Genomic DNA, 16,806 nt, shown 5'->3' on the forward strand with positions numbered 1-16,806 from the left:
TAAAACGAGCGGGAACAAAAGTAAAACAACTATAGGTTGCTTGCAGCCCTCGTCATGTGCCGGCAGAGGAAGGCGCCGATCCCGCCCAGAAAACCGAGCAGGGCGGCCAGCGGCCCGAAGCCTTCGAAGCCCACGATGCTGATCATCACGGCGCCCAGACCAGCCGCGCAGATCCAGCCCAGGCTTGCCGAAGTGCCGTTCAATCCCATGACCATGCCGCGTACATCGTCGGGAACAGAAGCGAGCGATGCCATGTAGGAGGGCCGGCCCAGCGCGTTGAGCATCACGTAGAGGAAGCCCAGGGCCAGGGAGATCGCCGGACTTGGATGCCACATGAAGAGGCCGAGCGCGGCGACCCCGGACAGGACGATGGCAATGGCAAAGGTGAGGAGGCGATCGCGCAGGCGGTCGGCAAGCTGGCCACCGACAATGGTGCCGAGCACGTTGCCGAGTGCGAACACGGCCAGGGGAATGGCAATGTCCGCCAGCGAGAGATGATAGACGGCCTGCAGGAACGTGGCGAAGTAGATGGCGGCGAGGCCGTAGCAGATGCGTTCCGTGATGCCGGTACCAAGCAACGCCAGCACACGAGCGGAGAGGACCCGGTGCAGGGCGGGCCGCCGCGTGGAGGTGCCCTTGCTGCTGCGCTCTGTCGGTTCGACGGTCAGCGCGAGGCTGAGGCTGGCGGCGAGGGCAAGGGCGGCCACGCAGAGATTCCAGCCGCGCCAGCCGATCATCGAGCCCACCCACGCCGCGAGCGGTACCCCCAGCACCAGCGTCAGCGATTGGCCGCTCATGACCCATCCCAAGGCGCGGCCACGCTGGCTGTCCGGGACACGGGCTGAGACTTCGGCGAACACGACGCCCATGAACGCGCCGGCACACCCGCCACCGGCACTTGCTGAAATGGCCACCGACAGGAAATTGGCCGCGTTGGCCTGCGCACACATGGCCAGCGCCAGGGCCAGCAGGGCAACGATGATGAGCAGGCGCCGTCCGATCAGGTCGGACAAATAACCGCCGACCGCCGACGTGATGCCCCAAGCCGTTGCCGTCATCGAAACCAGATTGGCCACCAGCGGCATGCTGACGTCGAGATCGCGAGCCATTTCCAACAGGAACGGTGCGCGCGTCGTACCGCTCGACGTTGCGGCAAAGGAACCGAGGCAGGCGGCGCCGATGAGGGCCCAAGGCAGCGCGCGGGAAGCGTGAGAAGAAGTCATGGAGCCGACGCGCGCGACCCTATCGCCATGACCGGGCACGGGCAATTGCGGTCCGGCCGTCAGCCTCGCTATGCGGCCGGCGTATCTGTCCTGGTCTTGCTGGCGCCGATCTTCGGCTCAACGCCTTTGAGCAGGCGATCGATATTTTCGTGATGCCGGATCCAGACCAGAGGCACGAGCACGGTGATCGCCACCGCGAGTGGCGTTTCGAGCAGGAACCAGGAGGCGATCGCACCGACTGCGACGCTGACGAGCGCTGCCAGGGACGAATAGCGGAACAGGGCGGCGAGCACCAACCACGCAGCGCAGGTGATGGCTCCGACCGGCCAGCCCAGGCCCCACATGACACCCAGGGTGGTGGCAACGCCCTTGCCGCCCTTGAAGGACAGCCAAACCGGGAACATATGGCCGATCACCGCGCCAAGCGCCGCCGCCGCTGCCGCGATCGGTCCGAACACGCCGCAGATCAGGACGGCGCCGAAGCCTTTCAGCGCATCCAGCAGCAGCGTCGCCGCCGCAAGACCCTTTCGCCCGGTCCGCAGCACGTTGGTGGCGCCGATATTGCCGGACCCGACTTTGCGGATGTCTCCCAGACCGGCGGCACGCGTCAGCAGCAGCCCGAAAGGAATCGAGCCCAGCAGATAGCCAAGAGCCGCTGGGACCACGATATGAAAGGCGTACCACTGCATCGAAAGCGTCAGGGGCTCAGCGCGCGGCAGTTCACCGAATCGACATAGGCTGTCGTGGGCGGCCCGTACAGCTCGGTCGAGATCTGCTCACCGGGCGCCAGTGGTGTCGGGCCGAAATAGGCTTCGCCGACCGATCGCCCGGCATTCCGGAAGGTGCACTGGATCTGGGTATCCACCGTCTTCGGCGTGTTCGACGTGATCGAGATCGACACCTGCCAATGGCGCGAGTTGCCGTAGGTCAGATTGCTGGCGCTCAGGGTGATCAGCGGCATCTGCTGCGACGAGTAGGGGATCGGCCGCGGGCCCGTACGGCGAATTGTCGGCTGCGGCGGCGGCCCGATCGGACCTCCCGAGCCGGCGCTCGCGGTGGGATCGAAAGCGCGATCCGGATCCGGCGATGTCGGAGCCGGTTGCATCTGCGAGCCGCCGAGGGTGGCGACACCGCCGCCCGGTACCGTTAGCGGCGGCGGCGAAAGCGGCGTACCGCTGATGCCTGAACCTCCCGTCGTCGGCTCCGGCGTCGAGGGAGCAGGTGGCGGGGCGAGCGGTTGCGGTGCCGGCGGCCGGCTGGTGGCGAGCGGTGTCGGCTGCGGCGCAGAAGGTGCCGGTGTCGAGACGTCTCCCACCTGCGTCTGCACCTTGTCGTAGCAGGCAAGCCGCTGCTGGCTGTCGCCGATCTCGGAACAGATCTGGATATGCCGCGTCAGCTCATCGAGCAGGTCTTCCCGGGAGCGGCCGGATTGGGCATGGCCAGTGCTGGCGACGGCGAGCAGCGCGCCGCCAAGAAGGAGGGAATGTCGGTGCATCATTACGGTGCCTTGCTTACGGGAGGCGCGACCATAGCAGACCAAATGGCCGTTTCGAGGCATTTTCAGTCTGCTTATCGTCGCGCCACCCAACCCAACCCGGCACGGAGGAGCATCCGGCTAAGGAGTGGACCTTCTACGGCCGGACGTCTTCGACACGCTCCAGATGAACACGCCGGCAGTCCATTTCGTATTCGAGGTCAACCACTGGCGGGCGGTTATAATGCCAGGTGAGACCGTTGCGAAGTACGCCGCGGCGGCCGAGCTCCGATTCGAGGAACGGATGGATGTCCTGGACGGTGTAGAGCTGGACGGCGGTGGTTCGCTGCCAATCGCCGCCAAAGGCACTCATGCGGCGCTCCATTTCGTCTAGCACCCACTTCGCCTTTTCAAGCATCCCGTCGGGACTGGTGTCGCCCAGGCGAACCGTGTGGTCGCGATAATTGGCTTTTCCTTCCACCGATTCCCCGGAGCCGGAAACGACGAACGAAGGCTGCGCCTCGGCTGCGGGCCGCGTAAAGCAGAAGGCGTGGAAGCCGGGCTCGGCGGGCGGCGCGAGCTTGGGGCAGACGTTGCTGCGGGCGATCGGATTGAAGCCGTCGATGATAATGTCCCACTCGGCCAAGGTCTCGACGTAGGTTTCGTTGAAAGCCTTGAAACCCTGCTCGCTGAAAGGTGCTGGAGACCGGAGTTCGCAGGCGCAGAATGCATGCAACGGTCGACCCGCCGCCTTCAGGATGTCGGCGATCTTCCTGAATCCCTGTTTCATCGGCACGACTTCGCTGAAGCGGACACGTTCAATGGTGAAGCCGGGAAGCGCGGCCACTCCGCACGAATATTGGGACACACCGGGCATGAAGGTGTAGCCACCGGCCGTCATATCCACTGTCTTGATCATGTCATCTCTCGTTGCATTGGAAGCGAAGCCGACGCCCTAATCGGTGGGAACCCCAAGATAGGCGTCGCGGATGATGGGATCGGCCAGGAGTTGGTGGCCCTGGCCGGTCCGCACGATGCGTCCCATGTCCATGACATAGGCCGAATGACAGAGTTCCAGCGCGACGGTGACGTCCTGCTCGACGAGGAGGATCGACATGCCTTGGCTGTTCAACTCACGGAGTGCAGCGACGAGCTGTTCGACCAATAGCGGCGACAGGCCGAGTGACAGTTCGTCGATCATAAGGAGCCGCGGTGCCGCCATCAGGCCACGGCCGATGGCGCACATCTGCTGCTCGCCGCCGGATAGGGTGGCGGCGGCCTGGCCGCGTCGCTCGCGTAGCTTCGGGAACGTCGAGTAGACCCGATCGAGATCGCGCCTGAGGTCGGCGCGTCTGATGTTGCGCGAATAGGCTCCCATCAGGAGGTTGTCCTCGACGCTCATGGCGCCGAAGAGTCGCCGTCCCTCGGGGACATGTACGATTCCCTGGGCGATGATTTGCGCCGCGGTGGCGCCGGCGAGATCGACACCGTCCGTGCGGTAGCGGGTGCATTGCGCCGGGATGAGACCCGACAAGGCGCGCATCAACGTGGTCTTGCCGGCGCCATTGGATCCGATCAGCGCGGTGATTTCTCCGGCAGGAACGGCCAGATCGATGCCCCACAGGACCTGGATTTCGCCATATCCGGCGCGCAGGTCCTGGACTTCTGCGACGAGGATGTCAGCCATGACCGGCGTGCCGCTGTGCGTATTGCTGGCCGAGATAGGCGTCGATTACAGCAGGATTGCGGACTACATTCCGCGGCGCACCGTCGGCAATCAGTTCGCCGTTGTGCAACACCACGATGCGCGTGCAGACGTTCAATACGACTTTCATGAGGTGCTCGATCATCACGATCGTGAGCCCTCCGGCCGCGAGCTGGCGGATGAGCGCTGTCGCCTTTTCGACCTCCGCACTGTTCAGTCCGGCATTCACCTCGTCGAGGAACAGGATCTTCGGACTCATCGCCAGCGCCTTGGCAAGTTCCAGGCGTTTACGCATCGCCAGCGTCAACGTGGCGGCAGGCTGATCCGCCTGCCCGTCGAGGCCGACGAAGGCGAGATGCTGGCGCGCATTCTCGCGCGCCACCTTCAGGCTTTGGCCAGGCCGCGAGAACAACGCCGCCGTAGCCACGTTGTCGAGAGCGGAGAATTCGGCAAAGGGCTGTACGATCTGGAAGGTGCGGGCGAGTCCCAGTCGTGCTGCCTGGTACGGCTTCAACCGTGTGATGTCCCGTCCGGCGAAAGTCACGGTGCCGGCGCTTGCTGGCGTCACACCGCAAACCGTGTTGACCAAGGTGGTCTTGCCGGCGCCGTTGGGTCCGATCAGACCGACGATCTCGCCGCCGGCGATCTTAAGGTTGACGTCGCGTAGCGCTTGCAGGCCGCTGAAACGGCGCGACACACCGGCGAGGGTCAGAATCTCAGGCATGGCCCGTCCCGCGCCGGAAAAGGCGCCCGCGCAAGGAAACGAGTCCGTGCGGCAGGAACAGCAGCAACAGCACCACCAGCAGGCCAAGCAGGCCGGAATGGATCTGGATGTAGTTGCGCCAGACCACTTCCTCGAGGCCGAGGTAGACCAGCGCCCCGCAGACGACGCCAACCGGCGAGCCCAGTCCGCCCATCAGCGACATGACGATCGGCTTGACCGAATAAAGAATGTCGAACACGTCGGACGGGTCGATGTAGTGGACCCAGACGGCGTAGATGCCGCCAGCGACCCCGACGAAGCAGGCCGACAAGCCGAAGGCGATGCTCTTGTAGAGGGTTGTATTCAAGCCAACCATGTTGGCCGCTGTCTCATTCTGGCGAATGCAGGCAAGGCCGAAGCCTAGTTTGGAGGCAGATACTGCCACCACCATCGCGGCTGTCAGGGCCAGGGCAATCCACATGGCATAGAAGTAGAAGATGGCGTCGCCCAGGATGCTGGCATTCGACGCGAGCGGGATGTTGAGCCCCATGCCACCGCCGGTGAGGTCAGTCGCGTTGTTCACGACCTCACGCAGCACTTCCACCAGTGAGAGGCTGGCGATGGCGAAGTAGTGGCCGCGCAGCCGCAGCAGCACCGCCCCCAGGACCGAAGCACCAACGAGGGAGGCAACGAGAGTCGCCAGAAGCGCGAGCGGTAGCGACGCCCCAAGCGTCATCAGGACGCCGGTCGTATAGGCGCCGAAGCCGAAGAATGCTGCCGTGGCGAACGAGGGATAACCGAGGAAGCCTCCCACGATGTTCCATGACAGGGCGAAGATGCCGTACATGCAGGCGATCGTGCCGAGTCGCAGCGCGTAGGCGTCTCCTGCGAGCGGCAGCAGCGCAATGACCGCCAGCAAGGCCACAAGAACGATGCTCGGCCGGATCATTCGAAGCCTTTCCGACCCAACAGGCCCTGCGGCCGCACGATCAGGAACGCGATCAGGAGCAGGAAGGACAGGGTCGTGGCATACGAGGGGCCGACAACGACTGCCCCGATGCCTTCGACGAGCGCCAGGGCAACGCCTCCGGCTAGTGCGCCCGAAACGCTGCCCAATCCACCCAGCACGCAAACGACGAATGCCTTGCCGAGATAGGCGGAGGAGGTGAGGGGCGAGATCGGGAAGATCAATGCCATCAGTACGCCAGCGCATCCCGCCAAGGCTGCGCCGAGTCCGAAGGCGATGGCATAGATGGATTTCACGTCGACGCCCATCAGGACCGCGGCATCACGATCGAGACGGACCGCGACGACGGCACGACCTACGCGCGAGCGGCGCAACAGCAGGTAAAGAAGCCCGGTGAGCACGAGAGCGAAGGCCGTTGCGATCACACGGTCGACCGGAACGACCACGCCGCCAATCGACAACGAGCCCAGCGACGGCACCAGGGTGAGCTTCCGGTAGTCGGCCTTGAAGAAGTAGATCATCGCGTTGTTCAGGATGAGGTCGAGCCCGAACGTCAGGGTGAGTGTGACCAGCACTGGGGCCGTGATCACCCTGTTGAGCAGCAGCCGCTGCAACAGATACCCGATGCCGAAGAAGAGGGGTGCGGTGAGCACCAGAACATACCAGGGCAGGATTCCTGTCCACTGGTACAGACCCCAGGCGAGATATGCGCCCAGCACGATCAGAGAGCCGTGGATGAGGTTGATGACGTTCAGCACGCCCCAGACAAGGGAGAAGCCGATCGCGATGCAAGCATAGAGGCAGCCCAGCACCGCTGCATTGACGAGGACCTGAGCCGCCAGCATTGCGTTGATCGTCGAGCTCAGTTCACGCCGAGCTTGAGGTCGCCCTGCTTGATCGCCTGCGGGAACACCACGACAGGCTTGCCGCTCTGGATCTGAAACACAGGCGGATCGAGCGAGTTGATCTGCCCGTTCGCCCCGAACTTGACCGGACCGAAGAACGTCACGACATCCATCTTGGCAAGCGCGTCGCGTACTTTGTCGCGATCAATCGAACCCGCCTGTTCGATCGCGAGCTGGAATAGGGCTCCGCAGAGCGCCGCCGAAGCCTGCCCATAGTCCGGTTCGCTGTTGTACTTCTCGCGGAACAGCTTCACGAATTCGGACGTCTTTCCGAAGATGTCCTTGCCATCATACTGCTCGGCCGGATGCCACCAGGCGGCGCTGCTGACATTCTCGGCGCTCGGCCCCAGGGCGTCGATGAATTCCTGGTAGGCAGGACCGGCGATCATGGTTACCACCGGCGCCTTGATCTGCTGGTCGACCATCTGCTTGCGGGCCAGCAACAGGTCGTTGGTGTAGCCGGTGATGAAGATCCATTGCGGCGACAATGACTTGATCTGCGACAGCGTTGCCGAATGATCAAGCGTGCCAATCGCATATTTGTCGAAGAAGACGACCTCGATGCCGTTTGCCTTGGCGGACTTCTCCATCTCCTGTGCGATTGCCAGCGGGAAGAGGTCGTTGCGGGCAAGGATCGCCACTTTTTTCACATCAGGCGCTTGAGCCTTGACGATCTTCGTGAGCGGGGTCGTCAACGTGTCGTTGGGCGTGAAAGTGCCGAACAGGTACTTGTAGCCTTGGTCATAGACCTGAGACGACGACGCGGTGGCAGCCAAGGTGGGTACCTTGTATCTCTCGGAAACGGTGCTGGCTGCTTTGGCGGCGCCGGAGCCAAAGGCACCAAACAGGAAATTGACGTGATCCTGGGTGATCAGCTGCTCGGTCGCCTGGACAGCGCGTGGCGTATTGGACTGGTAGTCGACGTAGACGATCTCGACCCTGTACTTCTTGCCGCCGACGGAAATGCCGCCAGCCTTGTTGGCCTGGGCGGCCCACAGATCATAACCTTGCTTCTGCTTGATCGCCTCGGGTGCCAGTGGACCGGTAATCGGCAACGGCGCTCCGATCCGGATCACATCCTCCGCGGATGCCATGGAGGGCAGACCGCCAATTGCGCCGATCGCCAATGCAATTGCGCCGAAAGCGACGGCGCGGCGGCTGAGCCGAGAGCGAAACATGCAGGATCCCTCCATCCCTATCCAACCCCGAGGAGTGAGGGTCACAAATAAAGGGCTCGAAAAAAAGCATCGAAATTAGACTGGTCAGATCGAGAAAATAGAATTCGCAGTTTCCTTTGCCTCATAATCGTGCAAAGTCGAACAAATCATGGCGATCGAATCAGCCGCCCTGCGCTATTTCCGTGTCGTGACAGAATGCGGCTCCATCAAGCAGGCGGCCGCGGCGTTGCGGATTGCGCCCAGTGCCATCAGCCGGCAGGTCCAGGGGCTGGAGGACGAGCTGTCAGTCAAGCTGTTCAAGCGCGGAGCCCGTGGCATGAGCCTGACTGATGTCGGCCACATGCTCTATCGCTACGCTGTCGAGAACCGTCAGCAGCTCGACAGCCTGCGCAGCGGCGTCGGGGAATTCGCCTCCCTTCGGCGAGGGCATGTAAAGATCGCAACTGTCGAAGGCTTACTCGTGCGCTTCCTGTCCGACTTCGTCGTCGACCTGTCGCGCGATCACCCAGGCATCTCAATTTCCATGACAGCGGTCGGTTCGCGCGACGTGGCCGACATGGTCGGGCAGAACGATGTCGATCTGGGCCTGGTGTTCGGCCGTGCGCCGCGCCGCGATTTAATCGAATTGGCTCACATGCGTCAGTCGCTCTGTCTGATCGTGTCGCCACGCCATCGTCTTGCGTCCCGGCGGAGCTGCTCGGTCCGCGAGCTGGCGGGCTTACGCGTGGTCGTGCCCGATAGCTCCTTCGGCATCCGACAGGAGATCGACAAGGCCTGTGCTCGGGCGCGTGTGCCGCTCGAAGTCCATCATGAGACCAACTCGCTTGCCTTCGCCCAGGCTGTCGTGGCGAGTTCGCACCTCGGGACGTTCTTGCCTCGCAGCACTGCCCTCCCGCTCATCCAAGCCGGTGCGCTCGTCGCTGTGCCGTTGCGGGACAAGAGGCTTGAAGCGACCCAGACCACCCTCGTTCAGTCGAGCGTCGCGAGGGCTTCTCCCGCAGCGAAGCTGGTTGCGGACCTGGTCGTGGCGAGGATGGAAGCGGATGGGCGAGCCGAGGCGTAGCGTGTCAGGCCGCCACTGCCGGCACGAAGCGATCGTCGCGGTAGATCGTGCGGCCGCCAACGATGGTGGCCATCACCTTGCCTTGCACGGGACGTTCGTCGAACGGCGAGTTCTTGGTCTTGCTCCAGAGATCGGTGCGATCGATCTTCCAGGCTAGGCTCGAATCGAAGATCACGAGGTCGGCAGGTGCTCCCTTGGCGAGCTTCCCGCCCGGCAGGTTGAACAGCCGCGCCGGCGCGCTCGACAGGCGCTGGAAAAGTTGCGGCAGCGTGAGATGACCGTTGTGCGTCAGCTCGAGCGATACCGGGAGCAGCGTCTCGAGTCCGATCCCGCCCGGCTCGGCCTGGGCGAAGGGGACGCGCTTACTGTCCTGATCCTGGGGACGATGGTCGGAGACGATTGCGTCGATCACGCCGCTCTTCAGCCCTTCGACGATCGCTTCGCGGTCGGCTTCGCCGCGCAGCGGCGGCACCAGCTTGCCGAAGGTCCGGTAGTCGCCGACGGCGAGATCGTTCAATGCAAAGTAGGGGGCGGCAGTGTCGCAGGTGATCTTGAGGCCCCGCGCCTTGGCGGCGGCGATCACCTTCACCGATTCCGCGGTCGATATCTTGGTGAGATGCAGGCGGCCGCCCGTCATCTCGGCAAGTCGGATGTCGCGCTCGACCATCATCACTTCGGCCAATGGCGGATTGCCGGAAAGACCAAGCCGCGTCGCCATCAGGCCGCTACTCATATGGCCGCTCGACAAGGTTGGCTCCTGCGGCAGATGGACGATCAAGGCGTCGAACGCCTTGGCGTAGTAGAGCGCGCGCCGCATGACCTGGGCGTTGCCGACTGCATGATCGGCGTCGGTGAAGCCCACCGCTCCGGCCTCCGCCAGCAGGCCAATCTCGGCCAGTTCCTTGCCTTCGAGGCCTACGGTAAGCGCTCCATAGGCATACATGTTGGCCAGCTTGATCTGGCGGGCGCGGCGCGCGACGAACTCGATCAGCGAGGCGTCATCGAAGGGCGGCTCGGTGTCGGGAAGGAGGACCAGGGAGGTAATGCCACCAACCGCGGCAGCGACGCCGGCGCTGTCCAGCGTCTCCTTGTGCTCCTCGCCGGGTTCGCCCGTATGCACCCGGGTGTCGACGATGCCGGGCGCGAGATAGAGGCCGCGACAATCGACGGACTGGATCCCGTAAGGTGCGCCGGAAGCGAAGAGGTTGGGGCCGAAATCGGCGATCTTGCCATCGCTGATCAGGATGGCGCCGGTATATTCGCTGTCGGCCGTCGGATCGATGATCCGCGCGTTGATGTAGGCGGTGGAACCGGCGTGCGGCGGTACACCGCGCAGGATGTCGCCGCTCATGCTGCTGCTCCGACAGAATTGCGCCGGCCGCCGATCAGGGCTTCCAGGCAGGCCATGCGCACCGCGACGCCCATCTCGACCTGCTCGTGGATCACGCTGCGGTCCAGATCGTCCGCCACCTCCGAGTCGATCTCGACACCGCGGTTCATCGGCCCGGGGTGCATGATCAAGGCGTCGGGCTTGGCGACCTTCAGCTTCTCGCTGTCGAGGCCGAAGAAGCGGAAATATTCGCTGATCGACGGGACGAACATGCCCTGCATGCGCTCCGTCTGCAGGCGCAGCATCATGACGATGTCGACGTCCTTGAGGCCGTTCTTCATGTTGTAATGGACCTCGACGCCCATCTTGTCGATGTCGGTGGGCATCAGCGTCGGCGGGCCGACGACGCGTACCCGTGCGCCCATGATCTGCAGCAGATGGATGTTCGAGCGGGCAACCCGGCTGTGCATGATGTCGCCGCAGATCGCCACTTCGAGGCCCTGCAGGCTGCCGCGCCTCCGGCGGATGGTGAGTGCATCGAGCAGGGCTTGCGTCGGATGCTCGTGCTGTCCATCGCCCGCGTTGATGACCGTGCAGTTTACCTTCTGAGACAGGAGATTTACGGCTCCGGACTCTGCGTGCCGCACGACGATAGCATCCGGGCGCATGGCGTTCAGCGTCATGGCGGTATCGAGCAGGGTCTCGCCCTTGCGCACCGACGACGTTGCGACATCCATGTTGATGACATCCGCGCCCAGTCGCTTGGCGGCGACCTCGAAGCTGGTGCGGGTGCGCGTCGAGTTCTCGAAGAAGAGATTGATGACGGTGCGACCGGTGAGAAGGTCGCGCCGCTTGTCGACCGAACGATTCTGGTCGATGTAGCTTTCGGAAAGGTCAAGCAAGCCCGAAATGGTTTCAGGCGACAGACCTTCGATGCCGAGCAGATGGGGCAACCTCGGCACGCCCGCGCGTTTGTTTGTCACTAAAGCGCGACGTTAAGCACGCGCGGCGTACCGCTGCAAGGGAGCGTTCGGGGAAAACGTTCAAATGGCGGGACGTGGACCGATATAGCGCGCACGCGGCCGAATCAGGGCTCCGCTGGCGGCCTGCTCGAGCGCATGGGCGATCCATCCAACCGTTCGTCCTAGAAGGAACAGGGCCAGGGCGGAATCCTTGGGCAAGCCGAGACTGCGTTCCACGGTCACGGTGGCAAAATCGATGTTCGGCTTGCGCCCGGTTCGCGCTTCCACCGCCGCGGCCAGTCGGTCGGCGAAGGCGAGTTCAGCCGAGTGCGGTAGCGTCTCGTGCAGGAGAGTCAGCAGCAGTGATGCGCGTACATCCCCGTCCGGATAGAGCGGATGGCCGAAGCCCGGCAGGTCGATCGGCTCGGACGGCCGCCGCGCGAGTTCCGCTTCGAGATCAGTCGCAGCCTTCAGGGTGTCGACCAAGTCGGCGACGCGCCGCGTTGACCCTCCGTGACGAGGGCCATTGATGGCGGCCAGTCCGGCAATGGCGGAGCCATGAAGATTCGCGCCCGTGGAGGCGACCACGCGCGCTGCGAAGGTCGAGGCGTTGAACTCGTGATCGGCCGAGAGCACGAGTGCCGCCCTAAGTACCGGGGTGAGCTCCACCGGGACTTTCCAGGCGGCGGCCAGCTGCTCGTGAACGGGCAGAGGCGAGACGGGCTGCATCGTCACCGCCGCCGTAAGAAGCCGCAGGATGCGCGCGCCGGTCTCGAGCATGGCGCTGCGATCTTCCACCCAGCTGGGATGATCCCAGCGCGCGGCGGCTGGCAGCAGGATCAGGCAGGCATCGACGATCGACAGTGTCGGAGCGGCGCTCCAGGCGGCCCGCAGCGCTGAAGACATGGCGGGGAGATTCTTCGCGGCGAACGGACGGTCGTCACACTCCCAAAGAAGCTGGGCCACCTGTTCCAGCGACATGCTGCGGGCGAGCCGGACCGCGTCGTGCCCGCGGTAGTAAAGGCGGCCATTCTCGATCAGGGTCAGTGCCGATTCGAGGACTGGAGTGCCGAAATCCAGGGCATTGGCAGCAATCGATTCAGCCTTGCGCCCGACATCGCGGCGCCGCTTCAGCCGGGAAACGTCGTCCGCACGATAGCGCCGTTCGCGGCGTCCTTCGGTGCCTTCCGATCGCAGCAGCCCGCGGCTGACGTAGGCGTACAGCGTGGCAGCCGACACGCCGAGCCGACGCGCTGCTTCGGCCGATGTGATCCATTCGGTGCTCATGCCATTATCATTGATCTATTCAATCAATATTGACAATATATTCCTTCGGCCGAATGTTCCCCTCGAACTGCGAAAGGGGACTTCGGATGCTGCAAACTCGTGTCGATAGTGGCCTCGACGGCGTGATCGTCGCGGATACCGTGATGAGTGAGGTCGACGGCGAAGCGGGACGGTTGACCGTTCGTGGCCACGGCCTCCAGGAACTGGTCGCCAATCGCGGCTACGAGGGAGTCGCGGCGCTTCTGTGGGAAGGCTATGGCAAGGGCGGCGGCGATGAGTCGGCCGTCCGCGAAGGCTTGGCCGCAGCGCGCGTCCATGCCTATGCACTTGTCCCCCGTCTCCTGGCAGCGAGCGCGGGATTGTCGCCGGTCGAGGCTTTGCGGGTGGGGCTTGGCATGCTGCCGGATACCGATCCGACGCCGCACCACTTTCTCGTCTGCGGAGCACTGCCCGTATTCCTGGCGGCGTTGCTCAATGTGCGAAGGGACCTGCCAGCGGTCGCGCCCGATCCATCGCTGACGACAGCACAGGATCTGCTGCGTATGATCCGCGGGCAGCGGGCGGGCGAGGCCTTCGAGAAGGGGCTGGATACCTATCTGGCGACCGTCGCGGACCATGGCTTCAATGCCTCGACCTTCACGGCGCGGGTCGTGGCGTCGACCCATGCGGGCTTGATCTCGGCGGTGTTGGCGGGACTGTGCGCCCTGAAGGGACCGCTGCATGGCGGAGCCCCTGGGCCGGTGCTCGACATGCTGGACGAGATCGGGGAGGCGGACCGGGCGGAAGGCTGGTTCGACGAGGCGTTCGCCACAGGCACACGGCTGATGGGCTTCGGTCACCGCGTCTACAAGGTACGCGATCCGCGTGCTGACGTCCTGAAGGCGGCCGTCGCTCGCCTGCCCTCGACGGCCGGCCGGCTCGCTTTCGCGGCCGAGGTCGAGAAGGGCGCCATCGCTGCGTTGCGCAAGCACAAGCCCGGGCAGCGGCTCGAGACCAACGTCGAATATTACACGGCCTTGCTGCTCGAAGCGCTCGACATACCGCGCGAGGCCTTCACGGCATTGTTTGCCGCCGGGCGGGTTGCTGGCTGGTGCGCGCACATCTTCGAGCAGGAGAAAGGCGGGCGCATCATTCGGCCGCAATCGAACTATGTTGGCCCCCGGCCCAACCTAGCGGCCTGAGAACCACATACGGCGGAAGATGCCGTCACGGCGCACGACGTCGTGGCGGGCAACGGCTGCAAGATGGATGGCCAGGATGGCGATCAACAGCCACGCCAGCCAATGGTGCAGCATACGCAGCCCCTCGAACAGGCCGGCGTCGCGCGGCACCAGATCGGGCACGCGGATGAGGCCGAACCAGAAGATCGCAACACCGCCGGCCGAACTCATGAGCCAACCGCTGAGTGGCAGGGCAAGCAGCAGGGCGAGCAGCGCCCAGTGCCCCCAGGGGGCAAGGCGTCGCTCCCACGGGGTGATCGTCGTGGGCAAAACCGGCGGTGGCGAGCGTCGGCGCCAGAGGAGGCGGATGACGGTCAGTCCGAGGACCGTAAGACCGATCCATTTGTGCCAGGCATAAGCCAGCAGCTTCGGCAGTCCGATCGGCAGGCCGGTCATCCACAGGCCGAGGCCGATCAGGCCGAAGACCGCGAGAGCTGTGATCCAGTGCAGCAGACGCGCGAATGGATGATAGCGCGCCGCCGTCACGCTCGCCTCAGCGCCAGGCGTCGGCGCGAATGGTGATATCGACCGTATCGCCGACCACATCGACGTACTTGGTCATGCCGAATTCCGAGCGATTGATCTTGCCCTCGCCCCGGAAGCGAGCGTAGCGCGTGCCGGCAGGGGCGTTCGGTTGACGATCGGTGACCGAGATATTCAGGACCATCGGCCTGGTGATCCCGCGCAAGGTCACGTCGCCGATGACCTTGAGCGTGCTTTCGCCCGTACGCTCGACCGTCCGCGACCGGAAGATCATCTCGGGGAATTTGTCGACATCGAAGAAATCGCTGTCCTTCAGCATGGTCGTCTGCTGCAGGTCCAGCATCTCGATGCTCTTGGTATTCACCTCGACGCTCACGGAGCTGGCCCGCACATTGCTTTCGTCGACATTGAGCATGCCGCGCCAATCCTTGAACGAGCCGGTAGTCCGGAAGATCGCCGAGTCTCCAATGGAGAAGTCGATGGTTCCACGCTCACCACCGATCCTGAGCTGTTCCATCGCCAGGGCCGGGAATGACGGCAGCAAGGCCAAGACTGCTCCCCCCACCACGCCCGTGAGGAGACGACGACGTCCCAATTTGGGGTTTCTGTCGAATGGCATGGGAAAATCATAGCATGAAGCGCCCGCATCACGGAAAATCACGCTATGGCGATCAAGGCGTTATTTCCGACACTGGTTTATCGGGCTCCGTTGCGGGGCAATCTCTCGCGTGTTTTCGACCAGAATCTGGCCGACGAATGTCAGTCGCTCGCTCTCTCGGACGTGGCGGGGCAGCGTTGGTCGGAGAAGCATTATCTCGGGGGCTACACGTCCTACGGCTCGCTCGACCGGCTGCATCTGGTGTCGAGTCTGTTCGACAAGCTGCGGCGCGCCATCGATCCGCATGTGCTCCGGTTCGCGCGCGCCTTGCACTACGACTTGTCGGGGCGCCAGCTGGTCATGACCGACTGCTGGCTGAACGTGATGCCGGCCGGCGTCGTGCATTCCCTCCATCTGCATCCCAGCTCCTTCATCAGCGGCACCTATTATGTCGTCGTGCCGAAGGGGGCGGGCTTTCTCAAGTTCGAGGATCCGCGGCTCGCTTCGCTGATGGCCGCGCCGCCGCGCCGAGTCGACGCCCCGAAGGCCGTCCGCGCCTTCGTCGATCTGCCGGCGCAGGCCGGCGATGTCGTGCTGTTCGAGAGCTGGCTGCGCCACGAGGTGCCGCCGGCGCGGTACCAGGGAGAGCGGGTCTCGATCAGCTTTAACTATGCCTGGCTCCCAGCGTCGGCCAAGGCGGGCGAGAAGAGGAAGTCAGACGCCAGGCGCTAGCCAGTAGAGTGTGAAATGCGTTTCGTCGTTTGCGTCTTTGGGCTCGCTGTGACTTTCCTGGCGGGGCCGGCCCTTGCCGAGTGTCCGATGGATCTCGGCCGCGGTACCGGATGGGTGCTCTTTTCCCAGCACTATATGATCGCCTTCCGCCCCGATCCTCTACGCATCGAGAGCGGCGAGCCGTTCGCTCTGGTCATGAATGTTTGCACCAAGACCGGTGAGGCGGCCGAACTCGTAAGCGTCGCCGCCGAGCGGGTCGATGACTCGACGCTGCCTCAGCAGCATCTCAAGTTGAGCGGTGGTCGCGATGGGCGCTATCGCGCCGAGGGGCTGCCGCTCCCGAGCGCCGGTCGCTGGGAGATCGCGTTCGACGTGCGCGCCGACGGCGAGACCGAGGAACTGACCCACGAGATCATGGTCAAATAATCATCTCAGGCGCGCCAGTGCGCTTTCCAGGATCCAGGCAGCAGCAGCGGCGTCGACGCGCTCCGCTCGCTTCGCCCGACTCATGTCGTAATCGTCGATCATCCCTCGGGTGACGGCCGCCGTGCTCAGGCGCTCGTCTTGCATGACGACGGGAAGATTGGCCAAAACGGGAGGCCCATGCGCGGCAATGTTGGCGACGAACTGGCGCACTGACTGGCAGCGTGGTCCTTCGCTTCCGTCCATGTTGAGCGGCAGGCCGACCACCAGAGCCTTGACGTCGTGCTTGCGTGCGAGGTCGCCCAGCGTGGCGAGATCGGCGGCGAGCTTGCTCCGCCTCAGGAGCATGAGCGGCGTGGCCAGGGTTCTGAGAAGGTCGGAGGTCGCGACGCCGATCGTCTTGGTCCCGACGTCGAGCGCCATCAGGCGGCCGTCGCGCGTGAGTTCTGCCTTCAAGCCGGGAAAATCGATGATCGGCATGGGAACTTCTTATAGGCGCGGTCCGCTGCCCGGTCGACACGGATGGGTCGACAAGCTGGCGATACAGGTTAAG

At 64.0% G+C, this 16,806-nt stretch carries 19 protein-coding genes; 4 read left to right on the forward strand and 15 right to left on the reverse strand.

What is annotated here, in order from left to right; all coding sequences use genetic code 11:
• Positions 1–29: 29 nt before the first annotated feature.
• From B5D62_RS05220 to B5D62_RS05260, 9 genes are all read right to left on the reverse strand, one after another.
• Complete coding sequence (locus B5D62_RS05220) at positions 30–1,223, reverse strand: MFS transporter (protein ID WP_085932725.1); 1,194 nt, start codon at positions 1,221–1,223, stop codon at positions 30–32.
• A 68-nt stretch (positions 1,224–1,291) separates the two neighbouring features.
• A complete protein-coding gene (plsY, locus tag B5D62_RS05225; RefSeq protein ID WP_085932726.1) occupies positions 1,292–1,912 on the reverse strand; it encodes a glycerol-3-phosphate 1-O-acyltransferase PlsY in 621 nt (206 codons plus the stop codon).
• 8 nt (positions 1,913–1,920) lie between these two features.
• A complete protein-coding gene (locus tag B5D62_RS05230; protein WP_085932727.1) occupies positions 1,921–2,721 on the reverse strand; it encodes a hypothetical protein in 801 nt (266 codons plus the stop codon).
• 133 nt (positions 2,722–2,854) lie between these two features.
• Complete coding sequence (cnbZ, locus tag B5D62_RS05235; protein WP_085932728.1) at positions 2,855–3,616, reverse strand: 2-amino-5-chloromuconate deaminase CnbZ; 762 nt, start codon at positions 3,614–3,616, stop codon at positions 2,855–2,857.
• Between the two features lie 36 nt (positions 3,617–3,652).
• Positions 3,653–4,384 (reverse strand): ABC transporter ATP-binding protein, encoded by a 732-nt coding sequence (locus B5D62_RS05240; RefSeq protein ID WP_085932729.1) that lies wholly within the window; start codon positions 4,382–4,384, stop codon positions 3,653–3,655.
• A complete protein-coding gene (locus tag B5D62_RS05245) occupies positions 4,377–5,126 on the reverse strand; it encodes an ABC transporter ATP-binding protein (protein WP_085932730.1) in 750 nt (249 codons plus the stop codon). The genes B5D62_RS05240 and B5D62_RS05245 overlap by 8 nt, the downstream gene beginning before the upstream one ends.
• Complete coding sequence (locus B5D62_RS05250) at positions 5,119–6,054, reverse strand: branched-chain amino acid ABC transporter permease (protein ID WP_085932731.1); 936 nt, start codon at positions 6,052–6,054, stop codon at positions 5,119–5,121. The genes B5D62_RS05245 and B5D62_RS05250 overlap by 8 nt, the downstream gene beginning before the upstream one ends.
• Entirely contained in the window at positions 6,051–6,917 is an 867-nt protein-coding gene (locus B5D62_RS05255) for a branched-chain amino acid ABC transporter permease (RefSeq protein ID WP_085932732.1), read from the reverse strand. Before B5D62_RS05255 ends, B5D62_RS05250 begins: the two co-directional genes overlap by 4 nt.
• A gap of 17 nt (positions 6,918–6,934) precedes the next feature.
• A complete protein-coding gene (locus B5D62_RS05260) occupies positions 6,935–8,155 on the reverse strand; it encodes an amino acid ABC transporter substrate-binding protein (protein WP_085932733.1) in 1,221 nt (406 codons plus the stop codon).
• Between the two features lie 148 nt (positions 8,156–8,303).
• On the opposite strand from B5D62_RS05260, the gene B5D62_RS05265 reads away from it, so the two are divergent.
• Entirely contained in the window at positions 8,304–9,218 is a 915-nt protein-coding gene (locus tag B5D62_RS05265) for a LysR family transcriptional regulator (protein WP_085932734.1), read from the forward strand.
• 4 nt (positions 9,219–9,222) lie between these two features.
• On the opposite strand, the gene pyrC is transcribed toward B5D62_RS05265, so the two are convergent.
• From pyrC to B5D62_RS05280, 3 genes are read right to left on the reverse strand one after another with little or no spacing between them, the layout of a single operon-like run.
• Entirely contained in the window at positions 9,223–10,569 is a 1,347-nt protein-coding gene (gene pyrC, locus B5D62_RS05270; protein WP_085932735.1) for a dihydroorotase, read from the reverse strand.
• Positions 10,566–11,531, reverse strand: coding sequence for an aspartate carbamoyltransferase catalytic subunit (locus tag B5D62_RS05275; protein ID WP_085932736.1), 966 nt, complete (start codon positions 11,529–11,531; stop codon positions 10,566–10,568). The genes pyrC and B5D62_RS05275 overlap by 4 nt, the downstream gene beginning before the upstream one ends.
• 60 nt (positions 11,532–11,591) lie before the next feature.
• Entirely contained in the window at positions 11,592–12,797 is a 1,206-nt protein-coding gene (locus B5D62_RS05280; protein ID WP_085932737.1) for a citrate/2-methylcitrate synthase, read from the reverse strand.
• Positions 12,798–12,883: 86 nt separating this feature from the next.
• Between B5D62_RS05280 and B5D62_RS05285 the strand changes: the two genes are divergently transcribed.
• Positions 12,884–13,978, forward strand: a complete 1,095-nt coding sequence (locus tag B5D62_RS05285) for a citrate synthase/methylcitrate synthase (protein ID WP_085932738.1) — start codon at positions 12,884–12,886, stop codon at positions 13,976–13,978.
• Here the strand turns inward: B5D62_RS05285 and B5D62_RS05290 are convergent.
• On the reverse strand, positions 13,967–14,503 hold the full coding sequence (locus B5D62_RS05290; RefSeq protein WP_218190947.1) for a cytochrome b: 537 nt from the start codon (positions 14,501–14,503) through the stop codon (positions 13,967–13,969). The two genes, B5D62_RS05285 and B5D62_RS05290, sit on opposite strands and share 12 nt — an antisense overlap.
• A 7-nt stretch (positions 14,504–14,510) precedes the next feature.
• The gene (locus tag B5D62_RS05295; RefSeq protein WP_139373725.1) at positions 14,511–15,119 is read right to left on the reverse strand and encodes a YceI family protein; all 609 of its coding nucleotides are present in this window, start codon (positions 15,117–15,119) and stop codon (positions 14,511–14,513) included.
• A 45-nt stretch (positions 15,120–15,164) separates the two neighbouring features.
• On the opposite strand from B5D62_RS05295, the gene B5D62_RS05300 reads away from it, so the two are divergent.
• Together B5D62_RS05300 and B5D62_RS05305 are read left to right on the forward strand one after the other, a co-directional pair.
• Positions 15,165–15,830, forward strand: a complete 666-nt coding sequence (locus B5D62_RS05300; RefSeq protein WP_085932741.1) for a TIGR02466 family protein — start codon at positions 15,165–15,167, stop codon at positions 15,828–15,830.
• 15 nt (positions 15,831–15,845) lie between these two features.
• Positions 15,846–16,256, forward strand: coding sequence for a hypothetical protein (locus B5D62_RS05305; RefSeq protein WP_085932742.1), 411 nt, complete (start codon positions 15,846–15,848; stop codon positions 16,254–16,256).
• Here B5D62_RS05305 and ruvX read toward each other — a convergent pair whose 3' ends face one another.
• Positions 16,257–16,733 carry a Holliday junction resolvase RuvX gene (ruvX, locus tag B5D62_RS05310; protein ID WP_085932743.1) on the reverse strand — a complete coding sequence of 159 codons (477 nt, stop codon included), beginning with the start codon at positions 16,731–16,733 and terminating at the stop codon, positions 16,257–16,259. It lies immediately after the preceding gene.
• Positions 16,734–16,806: the final 73 nt, after the last annotated feature.

Source organism: Enhydrobacter aerosaccus (assembly GCF_900167455.1).
Classification (GTDB): domain Bacteria; phylum Pseudomonadota; class Alphaproteobacteria; order Reyranellales; family Reyranellaceae; genus Reyranella; species Reyranella aerosaccus.

What these genes read in the sequence shown, in the direction of transcription:
- B5D62_RS05260 (WP_085932733.1), bottom strand. Translation starts at nt 8,155, where the DNA reads ATGTTTCGCTCTCGGCTCAGCCGCCGCGCCGTCGCTTTCGGCGCAATT.
- B5D62_RS05220 (WP_085932725.1), bottom strand. Translation starts at nt 1,223, where the DNA reads ATGACTTCTTCTCACGCTTCCCGCGCGCTGCCTTGGGCCCTCATCGGC.
- B5D62_RS05240 (WP_085932729.1), bottom strand. Translation starts at nt 4,384, where the DNA reads ATGGCTGACATCCTCGTCGCAGAAGTCCAGGACCTGCGCGCCGGATAT.
- plsY (WP_085932726.1), bottom strand. Translation starts at nt 1,912, where the DNA reads ATGCAGTGGTACGCCTTTCATATCGTGGTCCCAGCGGCTCTTGGCTAT.
- B5D62_RS05265 (WP_085932734.1), top strand. Translation starts at nt 8,304, where the DNA reads ATGGCGATCGAATCAGCCGCCCTGCGCTATTTCCGTGTCGTGACAGAA.
- B5D62_RS05305 (WP_085932742.1), top strand. Translation starts at nt 15,846, where the DNA reads ATGCGTTTCGTCGTTTGCGTCTTTGGGCTCGCTGTGACTTTCCTGGCG.
- cnbZ (WP_085932728.1), bottom strand. Translation starts at nt 3,616, where the DNA reads ATGATCAAGACAGTGGATATGACGGCCGGTGGCTACACCTTCATGCCC.
- B5D62_RS05300 (WP_085932741.1), top strand. Translation starts at nt 15,165, where the DNA reads ATGGCGATCAAGGCGTTATTTCCGACACTGGTTTATCGGGCTCCGTTG.
- B5D62_RS05285 (WP_085932738.1), top strand. Translation starts at nt 12,884, where the DNA reads ATGCTGCAAACTCGTGTCGATAGTGGCCTCGACGGCGTGATCGTCGCG.
- B5D62_RS05280 (WP_085932737.1), bottom strand. Translation starts at nt 12,797, where the DNA reads ATGAGCACCGAATGGATCACATCGGCCGAAGCAGCGCGTCGGCTCGGC.
- B5D62_RS05295 (WP_139373725.1), bottom strand. Translation starts at nt 15,119, where the DNA reads ATGCCATTCGACAGAAACCCCAAATTGGGACGTCGTCGTCTCCTCACG.
- pyrC (WP_085932735.1), bottom strand. Translation starts at nt 10,569, where the DNA reads ATGAGCGGCGACATCCTGCGCGGTGTACCGCCGCACGCCGGTTCCACC.
- B5D62_RS05245 (WP_085932730.1), bottom strand. Translation starts at nt 5,126, where the DNA reads ATGCCTGAGATTCTGACCCTCGCCGGTGTGTCGCGCCGTTTCAGCGGC.
- B5D62_RS05255 (WP_085932732.1), bottom strand. Translation starts at nt 6,917, where the DNA reads ATGCTGGCGGCTCAGGTCCTCGTCAATGCAGCGGTGCTGGGCTGCCTC.
- B5D62_RS05230 (WP_085932727.1), bottom strand. Translation starts at nt 2,721, where the DNA reads ATGATGCACCGACATTCCCTCCTTCTTGGCGGCGCGCTGCTCGCCGTC.
- ruvX (WP_085932743.1), bottom strand. Translation starts at nt 16,733, where the DNA reads ATGCCGATCATCGATTTTCCCGGCTTGAAGGCAGAACTCACGCGCGAC.
- B5D62_RS05250 (WP_085932731.1), bottom strand. Translation starts at nt 6,054, where the DNA reads ATGATCCGGCCGAGCATCGTTCTTGTGGCCTTGCTGGCGGTCATTGCG.